This window comes from Flavicella sp. (assembly GCF_037132785.1).
In the GTDB taxonomy this organism is placed as follows: Bacteria; Bacteroidota; Bacteroidia; order Flavobacteriales; family Flavobacteriaceae; genus Flavicella.
Genome location: NZ_JBAHZZ010000152.1, coordinates 1 through 23,289, shown reverse-complemented (window position 1 = coordinate 23,289; position 23,289 = coordinate 1). Strand labels below are relative to the sequence as shown.

The 23,289-nt window shown below is 31.7% G+C and carries 23 protein-coding genes and 3 tRNA genes; 12 read left to right on the top strand and 14 right to left on the bottom strand.

Annotated elements, in window-relative coordinates:
• Nucleotides 1–384: 384 nt before the first annotated feature.
• From infB to V5787_RS09915, 4 genes are all read right to left on the bottom strand, one after another.
• The gene (gene infB, locus V5787_RS09930) at nt 385–3,177 is read right to left on the bottom strand and encodes a translation initiation factor IF-2 (protein ID WP_336893078.1); all 2,793 of its coding nucleotides are present in this window, start codon (nt 3,175–3,177) and stop codon (nt 385–387) included.
• A gap of 119 nt (nt 3,178–3,296) precedes the next feature.
• The gene (gene nusA / locus V5787_RS09925; protein ID WP_336893077.1) at nt 3,297–4,547 is read right to left on the bottom strand and encodes a transcription termination factor NusA; all 1,251 of its coding nucleotides are present in this window, start codon (nt 4,545–4,547) and stop codon (nt 3,297–3,299) included.
• 13 nt (nt 4,548–4,560) lie between these two features.
• Nucleotides 4,561–5,022, bottom strand: a complete 462-nt coding sequence (gene rimP / locus V5787_RS09920; RefSeq protein ID WP_336893076.1) for a ribosome assembly cofactor RimP — start codon at nt 5,020–5,022, stop codon at nt 4,561–4,563.
• Between the two features lie 223 nt (nt 5,023–5,245).
• Nucleotides 5,246–5,452, bottom strand: coding sequence for a hypothetical protein (locus V5787_RS09915; protein WP_336893075.1), 207 nt, complete (start codon nt 5,450–5,452; stop codon nt 5,246–5,248).
• A 315-nt stretch (nt 5,453–5,767) separates the two neighbouring features.
• On the opposite strand from V5787_RS09915, the gene moeB reads away from it, so the two are divergent.
• Nucleotides 5,768–6,847, top strand: a complete 1,080-nt coding sequence (gene moeB, locus V5787_RS09910) for a molybdopterin-synthase adenylyltransferase MoeB (protein ID WP_336893074.1) — start codon at nt 5,768–5,770, stop codon at nt 6,845–6,847.
• A 67-nt stretch (nt 6,848–6,914) separates the two neighbouring features.
• The gene (locus V5787_RS09905) at nt 6,915–7,277 is read left to right on the top strand and encodes a DUF805 domain-containing protein (protein ID WP_336893073.1); all 363 of its coding nucleotides are present in this window, start codon (nt 6,915–6,917) and stop codon (nt 7,275–7,277) included.
• Nucleotides 7,278–7,338: 61 nt separating this feature from the next.
• On the opposite strand, the gene V5787_RS09900 is transcribed toward V5787_RS09905, so the two are convergent.
• Nucleotides 7,339–8,082: an RDD family protein gene (locus V5787_RS09900; RefSeq protein ID WP_336893072.1), complete on the bottom strand. Its 744-nt coding sequence runs from the start codon at nt 8,080–8,082 to the stop codon at nt 7,339–7,341.
• A 23-nt stretch (nt 8,083–8,105) separates the two neighbouring features.
• On the opposite strand from V5787_RS09900, the gene V5787_RS09895 reads away from it, so the two are divergent.
• From V5787_RS09895 to V5787_RS09870, 6 genes are all read left to right on the top strand, one after another.
• The gene (locus V5787_RS09895) at nt 8,106–9,083 is read left to right on the top strand and encodes a stage II sporulation protein M (protein WP_336893071.1); all 978 of its coding nucleotides are present in this window, start codon (nt 8,106–8,108) and stop codon (nt 9,081–9,083) included.
• Between the two features lie 61 nt (nt 9,084–9,144).
• Nucleotides 9,145–9,786, top strand: a complete 642-nt coding sequence (locus V5787_RS09890) for a hypothetical protein (RefSeq protein ID WP_336893070.1) — start codon at nt 9,145–9,147, stop codon at nt 9,784–9,786.
• Nucleotides 9,787–9,835: 49 nt separating this feature from the next.
• Nucleotides 9,836–10,954 carry a hypothetical protein gene (locus V5787_RS09885; protein ID WP_336893069.1) on the top strand — a complete coding sequence of 373 codons (1,119 nt, stop codon included), beginning with the start codon at nt 9,836–9,838 and terminating at the stop codon, nt 10,952–10,954.
• Between the two features lie 16 nt (nt 10,955–10,970).
• The gene (locus V5787_RS09880; protein WP_336893068.1) at nt 10,971–11,948 is read left to right on the top strand and encodes a MoxR family ATPase; all 978 of its coding nucleotides are present in this window, start codon (nt 10,971–10,973) and stop codon (nt 11,946–11,948) included.
• A gap of 11 nt (nt 11,949–11,959) precedes the next feature.
• Complete coding sequence (locus V5787_RS09875) at nt 11,960–13,333, top strand: DUF58 domain-containing protein (protein WP_336893067.1); 1,374 nt, start codon at nt 11,960–11,962, stop codon at nt 13,331–13,333.
• Between the two features lie 155 nt (nt 13,334–13,488).
• On the top strand, nt 13,489–15,516 hold the full coding sequence (locus V5787_RS09870; RefSeq protein WP_336893066.1) for a M3 family metallopeptidase: 2,028 nt from the start codon (nt 13,489–13,491) through the stop codon (nt 15,514–15,516).
• A 78-nt stretch (nt 15,517–15,594) separates the two neighbouring features.
• On the opposite strand, the gene V5787_RS09865 is transcribed toward V5787_RS09870, so the two are convergent.
• From V5787_RS09865 to cyoE, 9 genes are all read right to left on the bottom strand, one after another.
• Entirely contained in the window at nt 15,595–16,521 is a 927-nt protein-coding gene (locus V5787_RS09865) for an aldo/keto reductase (RefSeq protein ID WP_336893065.1), read from the bottom strand.
• 3 nt (nt 16,522–16,524) lie between these two features.
• The gene (locus V5787_RS09860; RefSeq protein ID WP_336893064.1) at nt 16,525–16,737 is read right to left on the bottom strand and encodes a hypothetical protein; all 213 of its coding nucleotides are present in this window, start codon (nt 16,735–16,737) and stop codon (nt 16,525–16,527) included.
• Nucleotides 16,738–16,746: 9 nt separating this feature from the next.
• The gene (locus V5787_RS09855; protein ID WP_336893063.1) at nt 16,747–17,274 is read right to left on the bottom strand and encodes a DUF420 domain-containing protein; all 528 of its coding nucleotides are present in this window, start codon (nt 17,272–17,274) and stop codon (nt 16,747–16,749) included.
• 7 nt (nt 17,275–17,281) lie between these two features.
• A complete protein-coding gene (locus V5787_RS09850) occupies nt 17,282–17,920 on the bottom strand; it encodes an SCO family protein (RefSeq protein WP_336893062.1) in 639 nt (212 codons plus the stop codon).
• Nucleotides 17,921–18,538, bottom strand: coding sequence for a hypothetical protein (locus V5787_RS09845; RefSeq protein ID WP_336893061.1), 618 nt, complete (start codon nt 18,536–18,538; stop codon nt 17,921–17,923).
• Between the two features lie 119 nt (nt 18,539–18,657).
• The gene (locus tag V5787_RS09840; RefSeq protein WP_336893060.1) at nt 18,658–19,002 is read right to left on the bottom strand and encodes a cytochrome C oxidase subunit IV family protein; all 345 of its coding nucleotides are present in this window, start codon (nt 19,000–19,002) and stop codon (nt 18,658–18,660) included.
• Nucleotides 19,003–19,058: 56 nt separating this feature from the next.
• Entirely contained in the window at nt 19,059–20,036 is a 978-nt protein-coding gene (locus V5787_RS09835; RefSeq protein WP_336893059.1) for a cytochrome c oxidase subunit 3, read from the bottom strand.
• A gap of 53 nt (nt 20,037–20,089) precedes the next feature.
• Nucleotides 20,090–20,674, bottom strand: coding sequence for a cytochrome c oxidase subunit 3 (locus tag V5787_RS09830; RefSeq protein WP_336893058.1), 585 nt, complete (start codon nt 20,672–20,674; stop codon nt 20,090–20,092).
• A gap of 16 nt (nt 20,675–20,690) precedes the next feature.
• Nucleotides 20,691–21,602, bottom strand: coding sequence for a heme o synthase (gene cyoE / locus V5787_RS09825; protein ID WP_336893057.1), 912 nt, complete (start codon nt 21,600–21,602; stop codon nt 20,691–20,693).
• Nucleotides 21,603–21,806: 204 nt separating this feature from the next.
• Between cyoE and V5787_RS09820 the strand changes: the two genes are divergently transcribed.
• The 4 genes from V5787_RS09820 to V5787_RS09805 all read left to right on the top strand — a co-directional run.
• Nucleotides 21,807–21,892 (top strand) — tRNA-Leu (locus tag V5787_RS09820).
• A gap of 389 nt (nt 21,893–22,281) precedes the next feature.
• Nucleotides 22,282–22,353: transfer RNA gene (locus V5787_RS09815), tRNA-Gly, on the top strand.
• 14 nt (nt 22,354–22,367) lie between these two features.
• Nucleotides 22,368–22,453, top strand: a tRNA-Leu gene (locus V5787_RS09810).
• Nucleotides 22,454–22,890: 437 nt separating this feature from the next.
• The coding region (locus tag V5787_RS09805; RefSeq protein WP_336893056.1) for an IS1595 family transposase at nt 22,891–23,289 on the top strand (399 nt) is incomplete at its 3' end.

The window sequence follows — 23,289 nt, the reverse complement described above, 5'->3', positions numbered from 1 at the left end:
CGTAAATCACAAATGCTATCTGCAAAAGTAGGTGTTATTTGTAGTTTCATGGCTTGAATATACATCTTAATAAGCTAACAAACAATGATTTATATCCTAAGTTTGGATATTTGTTTTTGTCATGTACCTTGCAACGGTCTTGCTTCGTAAGTCTGTTTTTTCCATCAATAAAGATACAAAAAAATATATTAATTAAAGAACTATTGGTTCCGAGTTGATAGTTGCGCCAAATGAATTTCAGAGTGGTTGAATATACGACTTCACTTTCTTATGAAAAAACCTATAATAATATACTCCAATAAAAGTCAGATTAATATTTAAATTTAAGCAAATAAAAAACCTCATAGATAACTAATGAGGTTTTTTATTTTAATTGAAGAGTTCTTATTTCAACTTCTTCTTAACTTCTACTTCATGATAAGCTTCAACGATATCACCGACTTTTATGTCGTTAAATCCTCTAATTTGCATACCACAGTCATAACCTTTAGCAACTTCTTTAGCATCGTCTTTAAATCGTTTTAAGGCTTCAAATACACCTGTAAAGACAACAATACTATCTCTAATAATTCGAACTTGAGATGATCTCATTACTTTACCTGTCAAGACCATAGATCCTGCAATATTACCAACTTTAGATATTTTATAAACTTCTCTAATTTCAGCAGTTCCAGTAATTTCCTCTTTCATATCAGGAGAAAGCATACCTTCCATTGCGTCTTTTAAATCATTAATTGCATCATAAATGATGGAGTACATTCTTACATCAACTTCTTCTTTATCTGCAATATCTCTAGCATTACCAGATGGACGAACATTAAATCCAATTACAATAGCATCAGAAGCAGATGCTAATAAAATATCAGACTCTGTAATTGCACCAACACCCTTGTGAATGATATTCACTTGAATTTCTTCTGTTGAAAGTTTTTGGAAAGAATCCGTTAAAGCCTCTACAGAACCATCAACATCCCCTTTAAGAATAATATTCAATTCTTTAAAGTCTCCTAATGCAATTCTACGTCCAATTTCATCTAAAGTAATATGTTTCTGCGTTCTTACAGACTGCTCTCTTTGCAACTGAGAACGTTTTGAAGCAATTTGTTTTGCTTCTCTTTCATCTTCAAATACATTGAATTTGTCTCCAGCTTGTGGAGCTCCGTCTAAACCTAACACAGATACAGGAGTGGATGGACCAGCTACTTTTAAACTCTGCCCTCTTTCATCAAACATAGCTTTTACTTTACCACTATGTCTACCTGCTAATATATAATCTCCAATTTTCAAAGTACCTGCTTGTACCATAATTGTAGATACATATCCTCTACCTTTATCCAACAAGGCTTCCACAACAGTTCCCGTTGCTCTCTTGTCAGGGTTAGCTTTCAAATCTAAGATTTCAGCTTCTAACAATACTTTTTCTAATAATTCATCAACTCCTTGTCCTGTCTTAGCAGAAATATCATGAGATTGAATCTTACCTCCCCAGTCTTCTACTAATAAATTCATAGAAGCTAATTGTTGCTTCACATTATCAGGATTTGCCGCTGGACGGTCAATTTTATTAATTGCAAAAACGATAGGTACACCTGCTGCTTGCGCATGACTTATTGCTTCTTTTGTTTGTGGCATCACATCATCATCAGCAGCAATTACAATAATTACTAAATCCGTTACTTGTGCCCCACGTGCTCTCATCGCGGTAAAGGCCTCATGCCCTGGTGTGTCTAAGAAAGCTATTCTTTGACCACCTGCTAATTCAACAGAATAAGCACCAATATGTTGTGTAATCCCTCCTGATTCTCCAGCAATTACATTTGCTTTACGAACATAATCCAATAAAGATGTTTTACCGTGATCAACGTGCCCCATCACCGTAACAATAGGAGATCTTGTTGATAAATCCTCTTCTGAATCTATCTCTTCTTGAATTGACTCTTCTACTTCTGCTCCAATAAACTCTACGGCATAATTAAACTCATCAGCAACAATGGTAATTGTTTCTGCGTCTAACCTTTGGTTCATCGTAACCATCATTCCCAAAGTCATACAAGCTGAAATGATTTGTGTTGGAGGTACATCCATCATTGTAGCAACTTCACCAACAGTAACAAATTCAGTTACTTTTAATATTTTACTATCTTGAGCAGCCAACTCCTGATCTATATCCGATTGTTGACGATGTAAATCTCTTTTATCTTTACGATATTTGGCTCCTTTATTTTTACTAGATTTACCTTGTAATCTTTCTAGAGTCTCACGAACTTGCTTTTGCACTTCTGCTTCAGTAGGTTCTTCCTTCTTTACTGCTGGACTCGATCTTTGATTTCTACCTCTTCCTCTGTTAAAAGGACCTCTTTGACCACCGCCTTGACGTGTGCCTTGACGTGAATGTGGATTTGCAGGTTTTACAATTCTTTTTCTTTTTTTCTTATCTGCACCAACATTACCTGTTTTTGCAACTTCCTTTTTCTTCTTAGGACGCTCAAACTGCTTTAAGTCAATTATAGTACCTGTTAACTTAGGGCCGTCTAACTTTTTATATTGCGTTGTTAATTTTTCAGCATCCTCAGGATTTACTTCTTCCTTCACCTCTTGTTTCTTTGGTGTCGGTTTTGCTTCAACAAATTCTTGCGCTTGATCAATTGCTTTAGGAGCTATTCGTTCCTTTTTAATAGGAGCAGCCACTTTAACTTCCGTCTTTGTTTTTTCAACTTTAACTTCAGCAACTGATTGTACTTCTTCTTTCTTCTCTTCTTTTTTTACAGATCCCACTTTAGGCACCTCTACCACAGGAACTTTTTCTTCAATATTAACAGAACCAGGAACATTTATCTTCCCGACTGTTTTAATTTCAAGCTTTTCTGCTTTTGCTTTTACAACAGCTCTACGAGACTCTTCAATTTGACGTTTCTTTTCGAATTCAGCTTCTTGAACCAATCGAAGTTCTTCCTTTTCTTTCTTCTTCTCTTCTCCTACCTCTTTGGAAGCGGCCTTTTTATTCTTGTCTGTCTGAAAACCATCCAATAAGACTTCATAAACCTCATTAGAAATCTTAGTAGTAGGTCTAGCCTCTACTTCCACTCCTTTGTTTGCCAAGTGCTCAACAGCCCTGTCTAATGAAATATTAAGTTCTCTTAAAACTTTGTTGAGTCGTATTGTTTTATTTTCAGCCATAAATTTTTAATTATTGAATAGTTGGTTTACTTATTTTGGCTAACAAACCAACATACTATTCAGAATTCTAATATTCTATTTAAATTGCGTTTCTCACGAAACTCTATACTCTAGGTAATCTATGATTCAAATTCTTCCCTAAGGACTCTTTGAACATCTAAAATTGTTTCTTCCTCTAAATCTGTTCTTTTAACCAATTCATCAACGTCTTTATCTAATACGCTTCTGGCAGTATCCAATCCGATTTTTTTAAATTCAGCAATAACCCATGATTCGATTTCGTCAGAGAATTCAGTTAACTCTACATCCTCATCTTCAACACCTTCTCTTTGAACGTCTATTTCAAAACCGGTCAACTCGCTTGCCAAACGAATATTTACACCACCTCTACCAATTGCTCTTGATACTTCTTCAGGGCGTAAAAAAACGTCTACTCGACCTTTTTTACCATCTACTGGTTGTTCCTTTATATTCATAGAAACAATTTTTGCAGGACTCAATGATCTAGCAATAAAAAGTTCTATATTTTTCGTGTAATTAATTACATCAATATTTTCATTTCCTAACTCACGAACAATCCCATGAATTCTAGATCCTTTCATCCCTACACAGGCTCCAACTGGATCAACTCTATCGTCATAAGAATCCACCGCTACTTTTGCTTTATCTCCAGGAATCCTCGCAACACCTTCAATAGTAATCAAACCATCAAAGACCTCAGGTATTTCTTGTTCAAATAATTTGGTTAAGAACCCTGTTGCTGTCCTAGATAATATAATAACGGGTTTATTACCTCTAAGCTCTACACTTTTAATAATCCCTCTTACAGACTCTCCTTTTCTAAAGAAATCAGAACGGATTTGCTCACTTTTTGGTAAAACTAATTCGTTTCCATCATCATCTAATAAGATAATTGCATTGTGTTTGATATGGTGAACTTCTGCAGTATACAAATCTCCTTCCAACTCTTTAAAATGTTTGAAAACATTTGTACTATCGTGTTCGTTAATTTTAGAAATTAAATTTTGACGTAAAGCCAAAATCGCTCTTCTTCCTAATTGATATAATTTCACTTCTTCTGATACATCTTCACCAATCTCAAAATCAGGCTCGATTTTTCTAGCTTCTGCTAATTCAATCTCTTCATTATCGTCTTCTGACATTCCATCAGCTACAACAATTCTGTTTCTCCAAATTTCTAAATCTCCTTTATCTGGATTAATTATAATGTCAAAATTATCATCAGAACCAAATTTACGTTTCAACGCAGCTCTAAAAACCTCTTCTAAGATAGACATCAAGGTTACCCTATCAATACTTTTCTCGTCTTTAAATTCCGAAAATGAATTTATTAAATCTATATTTTCCATTTCACCTTACTACTTAAAAAATTAGCTTCACTTTTGCTTCTATAATACTGTTATATGGAATGGTAGCTGATTTTTGCACAGTTACTTTTCCTTTTCCTATTGGCTTTGGTTCTCTAGCAGACCAATTTAATATGATATCGTCCCCTATAACTTCAACCAACTTTCCTTCTATTTTTTCTTCTGCCGTTTTTACGGACAACGTTCTTCCTATATTTTTCTTAAACTGACGAAAAACGATTAATGGTTTTGTAACATCTGGGGAGCTCACTTCTAAACTAAAATCTTCTTCTTCTCTATCCAGTTCAGACTCTACCGCTCTACTAAGACGAATGCATTCATTTAACGGAACTCCTTCATCGCCATCAATAATTATTGAAATTTTATTATCTACTAAAAACTCCAAACTTATTAAAAACAAAGGGCTATTTTCTCCCAAAGCATCCGTTATTAATTGTTCAACAAGTTCTTTATTCATCTCTTAGTATAAAAAGAGGGGACTTGTAAGTCCCCTTCATTTGTAATAATCCCGATTTTACGCTGCAAAGATAACAACAATTATCGAATAAACAAAACACTTTCAGTCCAAGACACAAAAAGATATATTTTCATAACAGGACACAAAAAAAAACCAAACTATACAATGCATAATCTGGACTTTTTAGACCATTTAATCACAACCAATAAATGGTGCTATTTTATCAAAACTTAAACCCTTTGGTTAAAACCAAATAAACAGCAGAGAACAAAAAAAACATCGTCATCATACTATATAAGGTTAACATAATTTTTTCAAACATACTTAAGCCTTCTGCCTTCTCATTTAAATACTCATGTATTGCATGTAAAACACCTACACTAGAGATAACAGATTTTCCAGAATTCAAAGAGTGATTTTCAACTTTCATAATACTAGTTTTATATTCCATAAACATTCAAGACATCTTATCAAGTATCCAAAACAAGGGGCAGTACTAAATCCTTCGACCAACGCTCTCTGCAAAAAAACATCAGACACGACAGAACTTCAAATAATCAACTACTAACTAACATAATACGTCTTCAATATACAATATATTTATGAGAATAATCGGTTTTTTCATGAAAAAATCAACAATTTCATCTCTTTTTTTCCAAATTAAAAAAAAGTACTTTTGAAGGCTTTTAAAAACGAAAGAAACACAGTCTTTGTATTTATTTATTTCAATTAACCCAGCTACTTTATGTTCTCAAAAAAAGAAAAACAACAATACAACAGGCATTTTATTTTGGATTCAATCGGAGTTGAAGGTCAAATCAAGTTAAAAAAAAGTAAAGTTCTTGTCGTTGGAGCTGGTGGGTTGGGCTGTCCAATTCTTCAATATTTAACAGCCGCAGGAGTTGGAACTATTGGTATTATTGATAATGACATTGTAGACCAGAGCAACTTACAACGACAAATATTGTTTTCAATAGATGATATTGGAAAACCTAAAGCGACAGCTGCGGCTATTCGATTAACTAAACTCAATCCATATATTCAGTTTAAAACTTATATTTCATTTTTATCCTCTGAAAACGCCTTGGATATTTTTTCAAAGTACGACATCATTGTAGATGGTTCTGATAATTTTCAAACTAGATATCTAACCAATGACGCTGCCGTTCTAACAAACAAACCTCTTGTTTTTGGAGCCGTCTTTAAATTTGAAGGTCAAATAAGTGTTTTTAATTATAAAAACGGACCTACTTATAGGTGTTTATTTCCTGATCCACCAAAAGCAAATAGCATCCCAAACTGCTCAGATATTGGAGTACTAGGTGTTTTACCTGGAATTATTGGATGTTACCAAGCAAATGAGGTTCTTAAAATAATCTGTGGTATTGGAGAAATAATGAGTGGTAAATTATTATCCTTAAACACACTAAACTTACAGCAAAATATTCTTAAATTTAATAAAAATCCAAATATCAAAATTGACAAATTAATTGATTATGATGTTTTTTGTGGAATTAAAAGTTATGATAATACTGAAATTGATTCTAAAAGGCTAAAAGAAAAATTAGAAACAGAAGATGTTCTACTTATTGATGTAAGAAAATTAATGGAAAGGGAGCATTTTAATATTGGTGGTACACATATTCCTTTACATCAATTACAACAGAGGTTAACCGAATTAGCAAAAGCAGACAATATTGTTTTTTATTGTCAAGTTGGACAAAGGAGTTTAATTGCCTCACAAATTCTTAAAGAAAAATATCCTACTAAAAATTGTTATAGTCTACTTGGAGGCTTACAGGCTTGGCTCCGTTTTATAGAATGAAATAATCAATTATTTTCTCGTAAATTTATATTATATTTGCCGATATTAACTAAAAAAAAATAAAACTATGAATTGGTATTTAATTGTACTAAAAAAGTATGCTGATTTTAAAGGAAGAGCAAGAAGAAAAGAATATTGGATGTTCGTATTATTTAATATGATCATAAGTATGATTCTATCAGTATTAGATAGCACTATTGGTCTTTCAGTAGGCATTTCAATGATCTACTCTATTGCTGTTATGGTTCCAGGTATTTCAGTTGGAATTAGAAGAATGCATGATGTAGGAAAAAGCGGATGGTTTTTATTATTCCCGATCTATAACATTATACTTACTATAAGAGATGGAGACAAAGGCGTAAACGAATACGGTTCGGACCCTAAAAACCCAATAGATGAATTAGATGAAATTGGCACCTCTGAATCTTAACACGAGGAACAAACATAATAAAAAAGGTCTTTTTGAAAATTCAAAAAGACCTTTTTTATTTTTACATGTTTTTAGTGAAATAATTATAATCCAACAAAACCGTTTCAATAAATTTAATTGGTGTAGAATTAGACACAGGATTTTCCCCTATCACATTAATTATTTTTTCTTTAATTTTTAGAATTGTTTCCTTATCTTGTTTTTCCTTACTAAGTTCATAGTACTCTTTTACAATTCGGACATCATTATCAGATAACTTAATCACCGACAGATAGGTTGGCACATAATCTTCTCTTATTTCTTGCAAAATAGTATGGTCTATATTTATCTTGTTCTTTTTTGAAATAACTGCCGTACCCGAAGCAATGCCACCTAATCTCTGCTGTTTTTTTGTTGAACCTATAGAAACCATAGCAACGACACCATTAAACATATTCACATCAACAATACGCATTACCCATCGAATAAAAAAGTCTATAAAACTTGCCTGAAAGCCATCTATCTTAACCACCTGAATTTTAACCAAGCGCTTTCCTATTGTTTGCCCATTTAAAAACACTTCTGAAAATAAGGTGTATATTATAAAAGGAAATCCAAACATGATAATAATTGCCACTATCGACCAATCATCCATCTTGAAAATTTCAGATAACCGTCCATTAATATCCAATCCCCATATAACAAGCCCAACATAAGAGTATTTAATAATTGCATCAATAAACCAAGCCAAGATACGCTCTCCTAATTCGGCAGTCTTAAAATTGATATTTACATTTTGAGTAGTCGTAATTTGTATATCTGACATTTAATGATGTTATTTGTTAATCTATGAGAGAAATAGCATTTATTAGGCAAAACAAGGATAAATGGTTACGGTTTGAAAATATTATCAACAAAAACAACAGTAATCCTGATGAGCTAACAAAACTGTACTTACATTTAATAAACGATTTAGCCTATGCACAAACTTACTACAAAAAAAGCAAACTTGTCATTTATTTAAATGACTTGACTATAAAATTATTTCAAAAAATTTATAAAACCAAAAGACAGGACACAAATCAATTTTTCTTCTTCTTTAGAACTGAGGTTCCTCTTTTATTATATAAATACAGGCGCTATATTCTATATTCCTTTATAATATTTAGTGTGTCCCTCTTAATTGGAGTTGTTTCTGCGATGCATCAAGAATCCTTTGTAAGATTGATTTTAGGAGACCATTATGTAAATGAAACATTAAACAATATTGAAAACGGAAACCCTACTGCCGTTTATAAAAGCGGCTCTAACTGGGGTAGTTTTATCGGAATAACTTTTAATAATTTAAGAGTTGGCTTATCCTGTTTTGCTTTCGGAGTTACTGGAGGTATTGGTACGTGTTATTTTTTATTACAAAATGGGATTATGCTCGGCTCCTTTCAATACTTTTTTGAACAACAAGGTGTTTTTTGGCAAAGTGTTAAAGGAATTTGGATACATGGTGCAATGGAAATTTTTGCCATTGTTATTGAAGGTGCTGCTGGTCTTATTTTAGGAGCTAGCATATTGTTTCCAAAAACACTAGATAGGATAACTTCTTTTAAAAACGGATTAAGAGAAAGTATAAAAATAGTTATTGCAACCATGCCTTTTACATTTGCGGCAGGGTTATTAGAAGGTTACGTTACAAGATACGCTAACGACATGCCGATATTTTTAGCCGTTTTTATCATTTTAGGGACATTATCTCTAATATCCTATTATTTCTTAGTGTATCCATATATTGTAAACAAAAAAATATTATCTGAAATTGGCTCTAAAAAATAAATATTTACATTTATATACTCTTCTCCTTTTTTGTCTTGTATTACAAGCTCAAAACCGAACTTTGGACTCTATAATAAATACAACTAAAGAGTTAAGAATTATCCCTCAAAACTTTAAAGAAGACTACCATGGTAATGCTTATAATTACGAACAGAATCCAAATTTAGGAAATAATTTTATAGATTGGCTTGATTCTCTGACACAAAGTTGGCTTCAAACAAGAAACGCCTTTGATATTCCATATTATGTATTTAAAATTATTATCGGATTAGTAATATGTTTTGTCATTTTTTTTCTTGTTAAAATGATTGACAATAAAGAAGGTCGATGGATTTTTAGCCGTAATAAAACCTCCAGAAAAATAGGACATAACGATATTGAATCAAATATCACAGATATAAATTTCGAAGAACTTATTGAAAACTCAATCGATTGTGAAAATTACCGTTTGGCAATTCGATATTCCTATTTATGGATATTAAAACAGCTTAATGAAAAATCAATTATAGAATATCATCCCGAAAAAACAAATATTGATTATCAATTTGAACTAGAAAACTCAGCTTACTACGAAAACTTTAAAAAAGCTTCCTATTACTACAACTATATTTGGTATGGGGAATTTTTCATCGACAAAACAATCTACCACAAAGCTGCTGATATATTTAAAAACTTTAAAAACCAGATTCAACATGTCAAATAGAAAGGTTTTTAGCATTATTATATCGCTTAGCATTATACTAGTGGTTCTAATGAATACCAACAATAAAAAAGAAACTAATTGGCTGCCAACATATAATGAAAAGCAAACCAACCCCTTAGATACAAAAATTTTCTATGAACAATTGCCGTTCTTTTTCCCGAATAAAAGCATCAAAAAAATAAGGAATACTTTTTATGAAACTTATACAAACTATGATTTAGACACCTTGTCTTTACATCATAACTATATAAATATCAACCTAAAAAATGAAATAGACGAAGCCTCATTTGATAGGTTATTGGATTTTGTAAAGCGAGGGAATAAAGCATTCCTATCCGCAAGAAAATTCCCAAATTACATCATGGATACATTAAAGTTCCAAACAAAACCCTATACTACTCAACTTGGAAAAGACACTATTTACTTAGGCTTTAACAATCACTCAGGTGACATTACGTACATACAAAAAAATATTTATATCAAAAGCTATATAAAGGACACGCTATTAATTAGAAAACTAGGATATAGTACAAGCTATAATTATAAAAAAAGAATAAATTTTATAGCAATTCCCTTTCAAAAAGGATTATTCTATATCCACACCAATCCAGAAGTATTTACAAACTATCAACTGTTACAATCTGAAAACACAAATTACATCAATCAACTTATTTCATATCTGCCAAATTCAAATACATATTTCAATAAAAACCAAAAAATAGTTACATCCATTGGAGATTCTACTTTGATATATATATACTCACAACCACCATTAAAATGGGCTTGGGTATTGATGCTGATAAGCATAGGTTTGTTTATGATTTTCAACGGAAAACGGAGACAACGAATTATCCCACAAATTCCGGAGATAAAAAACACAACCACAGAGTTTGTAAAAACAATAAGTAACCTATATCTAGAAACTGATGAAATTTATAGCATCATACAAAAAGAAATTACCTGTTTTTTAGAAGACATTAGAAGCAAACACCTTTTATCTACAGAAAAATTAGATGCCGATTTTATACAAAAACTAGCCTTAAAGTCTAATAATGAATTTAAATTTACTGAAGAATTGATTGCCATGATTATTAAGATGAAAAACATAAATTATACAACACCCGAGGATTTAAATAAATTAACTAAAAAAATAGAGGCATTCTACTAATATAACAAATCAAAATATGGAAAAAGATATAGAATTTGAAAACCGATTAGATTTAAGCGACTTACAAAAAAACATGGACCTTATAAAGGTTGAGCTTGCCAAAGTAATTGTAGGTCAAAAAACATTGATCGATTTATTATTAACGGCCTTACTTGCTGAAGGACATGTTTTATTAGAAGGAGTACCTGGAGTTGCCAAAACTATTACAGCAAAGTTACTGGCTAAAACCTTAGCCATAGAGTTTAATCGTATTCAATTCACACCCGATTTAATGCCTTCGGATGTGTTAGGCACTTCCATATTCAACTTAAAAACATCAGAATTTGAATTTAAAAAAGGTCCTATTTTTTCAAACATCATTCTTACTGATGAGATAAACAGAGCGCCTGCTAAAACACAAGCTGCTTTGTTTGAAGTAATGGAAGAAAGACAAGTAACCATGGATGGAAATAAATACGAACTTGAGGCTCCCTATTTTCTATTAGCTACTCAAAACCCAATAGAACAAGAAGGAACCTACCGATTGCCTGAGGCTCAATTAGATCGATTTTTATTCAAAATAACTATTGACTATCCAAGTATTGATGAAGAGATTGAAATCATTACTCGTGAACATGAATTAAGAACAACAAAAATTGAACAGATTACAAACAGTGTTTCCAAAGAGAAAATTATTGAATATCAAAAATTGATAAAAAATGTTATTGTTGAACCTCATTTAATTAAATATATCGCTCAAATTATAACCAATACAAGAACCAATGCATTTTTGTATTTGGGAGCTTCACCAAGAGCATCCATTGCAATGTTAAAAGCAAGTAAGGCTTATGCAGGGATAAAAGGTAGAGATTTTGTTACACCTGAAGATATTAAACAAGTTTCAATTCCAGTATTAATACATCGTGTTATTGTTACCCCTGAAAGAGAAATGGAAGGGATTACAGCAACCCAAATTATTAATGATATTATTAAGACAGTAGAAATACCGAGATAAAAAGCTTGTAAATGCCAAATACACAAAAATCAAAATCTATAAAAGAAAAAGTCATTGCTTTTTACATATCCTTGTATTTAAATAATTTATTATTTTACATACTAGCAGGAAACACAATTTTCTTTGTTTTGGCATTTATCTATCCCATACTTTTTATAATTGCAAAAATAATATTGCTCATAACTCTTCTAGTTTTCATTTTTGATTTTTTAACCTTGTACTACAAAAAAACAGGAATATCCGCAAACCGTAAACTTCCTGAAAAGCTATCAAATGGGGATGACAATTTTATCGAAATTAATTTTAAAAATCATTATCCCAGCTCCATCCATATAACTATTTTAGATGAAATTCCATTTCAATTTCAAGAAAGAGACTTTAACATTCAAAAGAAAATAAAACCATTCACTTCAAGATCTATAAATTATACTCTTCAGCCAACAAAAAGAGGAGAATATCATTTCGGTCAATTACACATCTACGCTAAATCGACGATAGGACTAATTTCTAGAAGGTTTAGTTTTGAAGGAAATAAAACGGTAAAAACATATCCGAGTTTTTTACAGTTAAAAAAATATGATTTCCTGTCTATCAATCATAAATCACATTATTCTGGAATAAAAAAAATCCGCCGAATTGGACAATCTTTTGAATTTGAGCAAATTAAAGAATACGTACAAGGGGATATTATAAGAGATATTAATTGGAAAGCTACTGCCAAGAAAAACCAATTAATGACAAATCAATTCCAAGACGAAAAATCCCAACAGGTATATACTATTATCGACAAAGGGCGTGTTATGAAAATGCCATTTAATAAAATGAGCCTCCTAGACTATGCAATAAATTCATCTTTGGTCTTTAGCAATATTGTATTGAGAAGACAAGACAAAGCAGGAATTTTTTATTTTTCAAAAAAAACAACCAACTTTGTCGTTGCTGAAAGAAGAAACTCTCAAATGAATTTAATTTTAGAATCTCTATATAACGTTTCTACAGACTTCCATGAATCAGACTACAGCAATCTATATGCTACTATAAAAAGAAATATTACTCAAAGAAGTTTACTTTTACTCTTTACAAATTTCGAAAGTCTTGACGCAGTAAACCGCCAAATGAATTATTTAAGAGCGATCAATAAAAGTCATTTATTAGTCGTAATATTTTTTCAGAATACCGAATTGGAAAAAATTTCAAATCAAAAAACAGAAACAACTGAAGATATTTTTGACAAGACTATTGCAAAAAAATTCATGTACGACAAAAAGCTAATTGTAGGTGAATTAAAAAAATACGGAATACATACTATATTAACAACTCCCCAAGATTTAACCATCAATAGTATTAACAAATATTTAGAGATAAAAGCCAAAGGTTTACTATAAACTTTATATTTTTGGAAGCTAGAAATTAAGTCATTTCGAAAACTTACTGGACAGAAGTATCCTAAAATGATACGATAATTAGTCCTTTTAATTAAGCAAGAGTAACAAGCAATTATTTAAGACTTTATTATTAATTATCCTGAAAAACAACATCTATGAATCCACTATTAGAAGATTTCAACACTCCCTATGCGACAGCCCCTTTTTCTAAAATAAAAAACGAGCATTACAAACCTGCATTTGAAAAAGCTATTTCTATTGCAAAAGAGGAAGTCTTTGCTATTACGGATAACAACGAAGCTCCTAACTTTCAAAACACGACAGAAGCTTTGGAGAAATCTGGGGACTTGTTAGATCGTATTTCAAGCATCTTTTTTAATTTAAATTCAGCTGAGACAAACGATACAATTCAAAAAATAGCACAAGAAGTTTCTCCTTTATTATCTGAGTTTTCAAACGACATTAGATTGAATGAAAAATTATTCACAAGAGTAAAATCAGTTTACAAACAAAAATACAACTTAAATCTTAGCGGAGAAGAAACGATGCTCTTAGAAAAACAATACAAAGGTTTTTCTAGAAACGGAGCAAACTTAAAAGGCAAAGACAAAGACACATTGAGAGAGATCGACATGAAACTTTCAAAACTATCACTTCAATTTGGAGAAAACACTTTAGCAGAAACCAATGCATTTGAGCTTCACATAATAAATATAGATCAATTAAAAGGACTTCCTGAAGGAGCCTTAGAAGCAGCAAAACAAACAGCAAGTCAAAAAGAAAAAAAAGGTTGGTTATTCACCTTAGATCACCCAAGTTATATTCCTTTTATGACATATCTTGACAATAGAAAGTTAAGAAAAGAAATGGCAATTGCTTTTGGTGAAAAATCTTTTCAAAACAACGAATTCGACAATCAAGAAATCGTATTAGAAATCGTAAAATTACGTCATCAAAGAGCCAATTTATTAGGATATCAAACTCATGCTAATTTTGTGCTAGAAGAACGCATGGCTGAAACACCAGAAACGGTTTTGAATTTCTCTAACGAATTGTTAGAAAAGGCAAAACCAGCAGCAGAAAAAGAATTCCAAATGCTTTCTGATTTTGCTAAAAAGAACGGAGTACAAGATTTACAAAAATGGGACGGGGCTTATTATTCTGAAAAACTAAAAAAAGAATTGTTTGATTTTGATGAGGAATCAATCAAACCTTATTTTAAACTTAAAAATGTTTTAAAGGGTGCATTTACTGTAGCCAACAAATTATTCGGCTTACAATTTGAAGAAGTATTTGATATAGATACATATCATGAAGACGTAACTACTTATAAAGTAACTGACGAAAATGATGAATTTATTGCTGTTTTTTATACAGATTTCTTCCCTAGAACTGGAAAAAGAAATGGAGCCTGGATGACTTCTTATAAAAGTCAGTTTATAGAAAGCGGTAAAAATAGCAGACCACATATTTCTAATGTTTGCAACTTTACAAAACCAACAGAAACCAAACCTTCATTATTAACCTTTAACGAAGTAACTACACTATTTCATGAATTTGGACATGGATTACACGGCATGTTGGCCAACACTACTTATGGGAGTTTATCTGGAACTAGTGTGCCTTGGGATTTTGTTGAACTACCAAGTCAAATTTTTGAAAATTGGTGCTATGAGGAAGATGTCTTGAAGTTATTTGCAAAGCATTACGAAACAGGAGAAGTGCTTCCTATGGAATTAATTCAAAAAATAAAAGAAGCTTCTAACTTTTTAGAAGGAATGCAAACCATGCGCCAATTAAGCTTTGGGCTATTAGATATGTCTTGGCATGCTGGCGAATCGCCAGAGACAATTAAAAGTGTAAAGAAATTTGAAAAGAATATCCTTTCGGACACACAATTATATCCTGATGTTGCAGAAAATTGTATGAGTACTTCCTTCTCACATATTTTTCAAGGCGGATATTCCGCAGGATATTACTCTTATAAATGGGCAGAAGTTTTAGATGCTGATGCTTTTGAATATTTCAAACAAGAAGGAATTTTCAACAAAGAGATTGGTGAGAAATTTAAAAATACAGTTTTATCACAAGGTGGCACCAAAAATCCGATGGACCTTTACAAAGAATTTAGAGGAAAAGAGCCCAATTCTGATGCTTTACTAAAGAGAGCTGGATTGTTATAACATCAAAAAGCCAATGATCTTAAATCATTGGCTTTTTTCATCTTATTTCTAGCAGTAAGTCATCACTCCTAAAGTTCATTAATCCCAACTCAATTCACTTCTCTCTCGCCAATAAACCTCTGAAGACAGTTTTAACTTTTTCAAATCATTCACTTCATCTTCTAACAAAGAAAACTCGTTAGCATTTAAGTTATCTCGAAGTTGACCTTTTGTTGACGCACCACTTAAAACTCTATCAGGAGTAGCAGACTGTATACAAAACTGCAAAGCAATGGCATCTATACCTACTTGATATTTATCAGCTAGATTATTAAGAATCGTGTCTTTCAATTCAAATACCCTACCATTGGCAAGCGCTTCTTTAATAATGATAAATTTCCCAAGTCTGCTTAGCTCTTTTATTATCGAAAAACTATCCTGTTCAAATATATTATATGTGATCTGAAAAGAATCAAACAAAGCATCTCCTTCAATCTCAATAGACAGAGCGTGTTTTAAAACTTCTTTCTGATGTATGCCACTAACTGACAAGCCAATTTGAATCCCATATTCATTTTTCAACTGAAATAACTGATTCAAAACCTTATTATTAGTAAGCACTCCACTATCTAAAGTAGCAGAATGTATCTGGTAAATTTTCAGCCAAGGCAGAAGTTTTTTCGACACCTCCCATTGCTCACGTAATTTTTCTAAAGAATGCTCTTTTATTTCATGATTTCCTTGATAACCTAATTCCCAATTTGCAACATAGGTATATCCCCATTTAGTAGATACATTTACATCGGTATGTTTATTCAACAATAGCCATTCTAATAAAAACAACTCGCCTTTTCCATAAGAAGGAGCAGTATCAAAAAACCGAACACCATTAGAATAGGCCTCATCTAATACATTTAAAGCGTTTTTTCTAAATGCAAGTCTAGACTTGTCAACACATATATCCTGTCTAATATTAATATACTCTGGACGCCCCAAAGCAGCCAATCCTAAGCCAATCTTTGACATAATTTAATTTTTATTTTGCTTTTTCTTGTAGCGATATAAGGTATACCCAAGAACACCTACCAATATATATGGAAAGATCATCAAATACATAATTCCATTATTAACCCCTTCAGCCAATCCGCTATCACTATTTTCTACCACAGCTTTGCACATTGCGCACTGTGAATAACCAACAACAGAGATTAAAAAAAGGAAACAACTAAAAAAAAAATTCATCACAAATATTTAAGATAATACAATTATATAATAAGGAGAAATCATCACATAAACAACAACTCCAGTAACGGCAACATACAACCAAAGTGGAAAGGTGTATTTTGCGATTTTTTGATGCAATTTAATTTGTTTTGTTATTCCCCTAACATAAGTAATTAACACAAATGGTATCACAATTATAGACAATATAATGTGACTGATCAAAACAATATAATATACATACTTAATCGCTCCTTCTCCCAAATATTTAGTAGAATCAGAAGTCATGTGATACAATACATACAACACAAGAAAAACTACAGAACAAGCTATTGCCGACTTTATCAAGTTCTCGTGTAGTTTTAAATTCCCCTTTTTTACGGCAAGGACCGCAAAGACTAATAAAATTGCCGTTAGTGCATTGATACTTGCGTAGATAGGAGGTAAAAAAACTGGTAATTCCAAATCAATTTTTACTCCAAATAAGACAGCTACTGCCAATGGAATCACAACTGACAATACTACGATTAACTTATTGTATTTTTTTTCTCCACCCATACTATAACTATTCTTCTAATAATATTTTTATATCCTGTTTTAGCCACTCAATAGAATTTAAATCAAGACCATCATAAAATTTAATAGGATTTTCACTATTACCCATTTTTACTGTTCTAGATCGAATAAAACCATTTTTATCAACTAAGGCAAACAAACCAGAATGTTCAAAACCACCTTCAACCTCCGAATTTACACCTGCATATAATTTAAAACCTTCATTCGAAAATTTAAAAATTACCGTTTCATCTCCCGTTAAAAAGTTCCAATTATCCATAGTTACCCCTTTCTCTTTTGCATAGGATTTCAATACATCAGGAGTATCATGTTTAGGGTTTATACTGATGGAAGCGATACCAAAATTAGGATTTCCATAAAATTTATTCTGTAACAATAATATATTCTGCATCATTATAGGGCAAATCGTAGGACAGCTAGTAAAGAAAAACTCAACTATAAATACTTTACCAACATAATCCTTATTAGATATTAAATCACCATTTTGATTGGTAAATTCGAAATCCGGGACTTTTTCAAAAACAACAAGTTTTTTTTTCTTATTTCGATTACCTAATTCATTTACTCCCCAGATTCCAAAAATCAGAATTATAAACGTAATGCCTACATATGAATAATTATTCTTCATTTAATTTATTTTTGGCTCTTTTACAGCAAATTTAGACTCGTAAAAAATTACTTTTAAATCTTCTTTTAATTTATTTTTCAAAACAGACACAGATCCAGTAGAATAACTAAACATAATACCGTTCTGAGAATCCTCATCATCAATTCGGCCTCTCAAATTCAAATATTCATCTATGATAAAAACATCATCTAATCCTTGCTCAAGTTTATACTCAATAGAAGACAAGCCAAAACTAGAAATCATTGTTTGTATTTTTTCTACAGGTAAAACTACAAATTTCCATTTTAACAAATCCACTCCTCCAACTTTTATAAGCTCTGATTTTAATGCTTCTACGGTTTCTTTACCCAGTTCTGGAACGATAGTCACCACCTGAAAATCCTTATACTTTTCAGTACTTTTATAAATTACTTGGTATAGATTTAAAATGTTCTGATAAGTTCTCAAACTAGGTTTTTCACCTAATACCGAAACAACAGATACTTTATGTCTAAAGGGAAGTTCCCCTTCAAGATTAGAAACATTTTCTGTAATCACAGGTAACTTGTTAAAATTAACTTTACCTGATGCTAAAAACAAGAAAAACAATAATGGTACTATAAAGGTACAGAAAAGCACAATTATCTTTTTTATTTGATTTGAATTGCTGTTCATTTTCAATTAAAATTTCATTATTACCTGTTACATCCAAAAAAAGGTGGATAAACCACCTTTATATTTTTTAACCATTCAATAAATTAATATTTCCAGTTAATATAAGGTGCTAATACTTCATGTACATATCCTCCTTCAATCAATAGCAAAGTTGCTAAATAAGGAATTAATATCACCAAAGGTAATACGATAGAATATCTTAAGTTTTTCTTTTCATCACCTAAGTGCATAAAATACCATACAATATAATATGCTTTTACTATAGTCAATATCAAGAACAAAGAGTTTAGTAAAGATGTGCCCATAAACTGGGTCATAAATAAAAAGTCTGGCTTAATAATACCGAATGCTACCTCTACTAATGTAATTACAGAAAGAATACCGAATACTTTCCAAATTAATACTTTATGATTTGCTGCGTGTCCCATTATATTTTATTTTATCAAATTTGAAAACTTAGAAACTGAATGTTTTTTTGTTTTTATTAAATTAGGTAGAAGAATGTAAATACAAATACCCAAACTAAATCGACAAAATGCCAGTATAGCCCAACTTTCTCAACCATTTCATAGTGACCTCTTTTTTCGTAAGTTCCTACAATAACGTTAAAGAAAATAATAATATTTAACACAATCCCCGATACTACGTGAAAACCGTGAAAACCCGTAATAAAGAAAAAGAAATCTGCGAACTGGCTACTTCCATATTCATTTACTTCTAAGTTAGCTCCTTCTACAACTCTTGCCGCTTCTCCTAAAAACTTTAAACCTTCACTTCTAGAAACTATAATTTTCTTTTTCGTTTCAGTATCAATTCTTTCAATTCTTAAGTTTACATTTGGATTTTCTTTAAAAGAAGCTACTACTTCTTCCACAGTAAAAGATGGATTATAATCTCCTGATTCAAACCAAAGACCATTATGTCTTGTATGGTCTATAGCATCTTTCTGCTGAGCAGAAACGAAATCTGCCAAAGCAATTTGTTTACCATTCTCAGTAAACTGAACAATTTTCCCATCCTTTAACTGAACAGCTCCATAAGTTCCTTTGATGAAATTTTTCCATTCCCAAGCTTGAGAACCAACAAAAATAACACCACCAATAATTGTTAAGAACATGTAAAAAGTAACTTTTTTCTTGTTCATATTATGACCTGCATCAACAGCTAACACCATTGTTACAGATGAAAAAATTAAAACAAAAGTCATCAATGCTACATAATACATAGGTGCATGTGTTCCGTGCGCAAATGGAAAGTGAGTAAACACCTCGTCAGCAATTGGCCAAACGTCAATAAGTTTAAATCTTGTCAAGCCGTAAGCTGCAAGAAAACCTGAAAACGTTAATGCATCAGAAACGATGAAAAACCACATCATCATTTTCCCATAACTAGCCCCCATAGGTTGTGCAGAACCACCGTTCCATGATTTATCTTCAGACTGATCAGCAGTATTTAATCCCATAAAATTGTATTAATTAATTATATTTCTAATTTGTTGCAAATTAACATTTTTAATTAAGTATTAAAATAGAAAAAACAAAATAACCCAACCCAAAGAAAATCTAGGAAATGCCAAAAGATTTCTCCGAGCTCTAAACCCAGTGTATCCACCATAGGGTACAAACCTATAATCTGTTTGTAAAGCACTATTAATAAAGAGATTAAACCTGCCAAAACATGTAATACATGAGCAAAAACAATCACCATTAACATAGACGAAGAGACTGCACTTTTGGGCCCTGTAAAATACAATCCCATGTCTTGTAATGTATAAAATCCTTGAAATTGACCGTATATAAACCCTAATCCTAATAGAAGAGTAGAGAGCAACATGATTGTTGTCATCTTTTTATTACCTTTTTTAGCAGTTATCTTTCCTGCATAAAAAGTAATACTACTCAATACGATACACAATGTACTCCACAGAAACGCAATAGGCAAATCAAAACTCACCCAATCATCGCGATTACTACTAATTACATAAGCACTTGTTAGTCCTGCGAACATCATGGTCATACTAACCATCGATATCCACATCATAGGCTTTGCTCCTTTTCTTCGTGCCTCCTTTAACTCAAAATCTACAGAATTTTCCATCATAATTTATGGTGATTTTTTAGTGTAAAAACTTATCGATTACATAAACAATTTGTACGACCGATATATATAAAACACTAGAAAGCATTAATTTTCTAGCCATTTCTCTACTGTGATCTTTCAACATTTTTACAGCGTAAAACAACATACTCAAACCTAGTATGAAAATTATGACCGCTGTTGCTGGATATATATATAGTGAACCTGTTAATTTTAACACAGGCGAAATTGAAACCAATATCATTAATATGGTATATAAGATTATTTGACGAACCGTTCCATTATCCTTTTTCCCCATAGGAAGCATATTAAATCCCGCTTTTTTATATTCCACATCTTGCAACCATCCGATAGACCAAAAATGAGGGAACTGCCAAAAAAACTGGATTAAAAATAAAAACCCAGCTTCCATCCCAAAATTATTTGTTGCAGCTACCCAACCTAACATAAAAGGAATAGCACCAGGAAATGCACCTACAAATACACAAAGTGGTGTTACCGGTTTCAATGGAGTGTATACACTCGTATAAAGGAAAATGGAAATTGCACCAAACAAAGCACTTTTAGGGTTGATGGAATACAAAATACAAATACCTGCTACGGTAAAGGTTATAGCAATAATAAGCGCAGTTTTCACAGTCATTCTACCTGCAGGAATAGGACGGTTTTTTGTCCTTTTCATTAATGAATCTGTGTTTTTTTCGATAATTTGATTAAAGGCGTTAGATGCTGCCACCATCAAATAACCACCTAGCGCCAACAAGAATATTGTGTAATACGAAATAGAACTAGGTGATACAGCTAACAAATATCCAGCAACAGATGAAAAAACAACACTCATGGACAAACCCAATTTTGTAAGTTGCTTAAAATCATTTATCAATGTAGAAGTATTTTTATTTTGATCTACTCCTTCAACAGTGAATCCCATTTTCTAAAATTAAAATTTTCGCAAAGATATTTCTTTCTTACGTATTGACAATCATAATTCTAAAATAGATTTCATATGAAAACCCACAAAAAAACTGTTAAAAACATGAAAGACTGCCTCTTACAAAATATATCTTTTTTTTGGTTTCTCTTCCACAAATAACTTCTATCTTCGCATCCGAATTTGAGCAATCAAAAACACTACGCTCGAGTGGTGGAATTGGTAGACACGCTGGACTTAAAATCCAGTGGACTGTAAGGTCCGTATGGGTTCAAGTCCCATCTCGAGTACTAAACCTCTTAACAAAACAGTTAAGAGGTTTTTTTAATTTAAGTCTTTTAAAATTCTTTCCCCTAAATCTAATCTTTACAAAAAGCACAACTTACACCAACTAAGGAATATATGTAACCTTTTCACTTACTATAAACACTTATATATTTTAGACTTTTGAATATCATATTTAATCATTACATGCTATCAATCAAACAGAAGACTCAAGCAGGAATAATCACAGCTTCCTAAAAACACAAAAGAATAATTATAAACCTTGACGCCATACATAAATCCAATACTCTCACTAGCCTACGATAATCTATAAAAAAACCATATTTAAAGAAAAAAAAGTCAACAAAAACATTAGATATTTCAAATAAATTATATATTTGCAGTCGCTATAAATGCGAAAGTAGCTCAGGGGTAGAGCATCACCTTGCCAAGGTGGGGGTCGCGGGTTCAAATCCCGTCTTTCGCTCAAAATATTCCAATGCTCGAGTGGTGGAATTGGTAGACACGCTGGACTTAAAATCCAGTGGACTGTAAGGTCCGTATGGGTTCAAGTCCCATCTCGAGTACTAAGCCTTTTATTCAAAAGAATAAAAGGCTTTTTTACGACGTTACAAAATTGATGAAGTTCAGATGCCCATCATTCAAATTCTGCAGGAAATAAAATCTAAAAAAATCTCATACAGATGTCATTCCAACTTTTTATTCACCGTATAGTTGTTTCAAAATAGCCTATTTTTCCACTTACTGTGATTCTATATATTATATGAATATCGAACTGAAAACTACCTTGAAAATTATCAGGGTAATTTGTTCGCTTTAACAACTGTACATATCAGAAAATCCATGTCTTATCAGACTCTAGGTTAAGTAATGTGAAAATATATTTTATGACATTCGTGATTTAGGAAACTTCCATTTAATTTACTCGATTAAATTAAGTCAATTTTTATTGCTGAATTAGTCATTTAGTTTCTGTGTCTTAGTATCATTAAATATAACAGATATGGATGTTTTTCAAGGTCAAAATATACTGAGTTTTATAAAAGAACTGCCAAATGATGAAGCTTGTAAGGCTTATTTAGCCAAAACAAAATGGCAAGATGGGTTTACTTGTATAAAATGTGGACAGACCAAAGGATGTGAAAAGTCAGGATATAGACACCATTGTTATGGTTGTGATTATGTTGAATCCAAGAGCGCTACAGCTAACACCTTATTTCATAAGGTAAAATTTGGTTTACAAAAGGCTTTTTGTGTGGTTTTTGAAATGAGTACACCTAGCAAAAGTATTTCTAGTATTCAAATGGGAAAACGATTTAGTATTCGTCAAGGAACTGCTTGGTATTTTATGCAAAAAGTTCGTAAATCCATGGAAAGCAGTCAGAAATATCCACTATCAAAA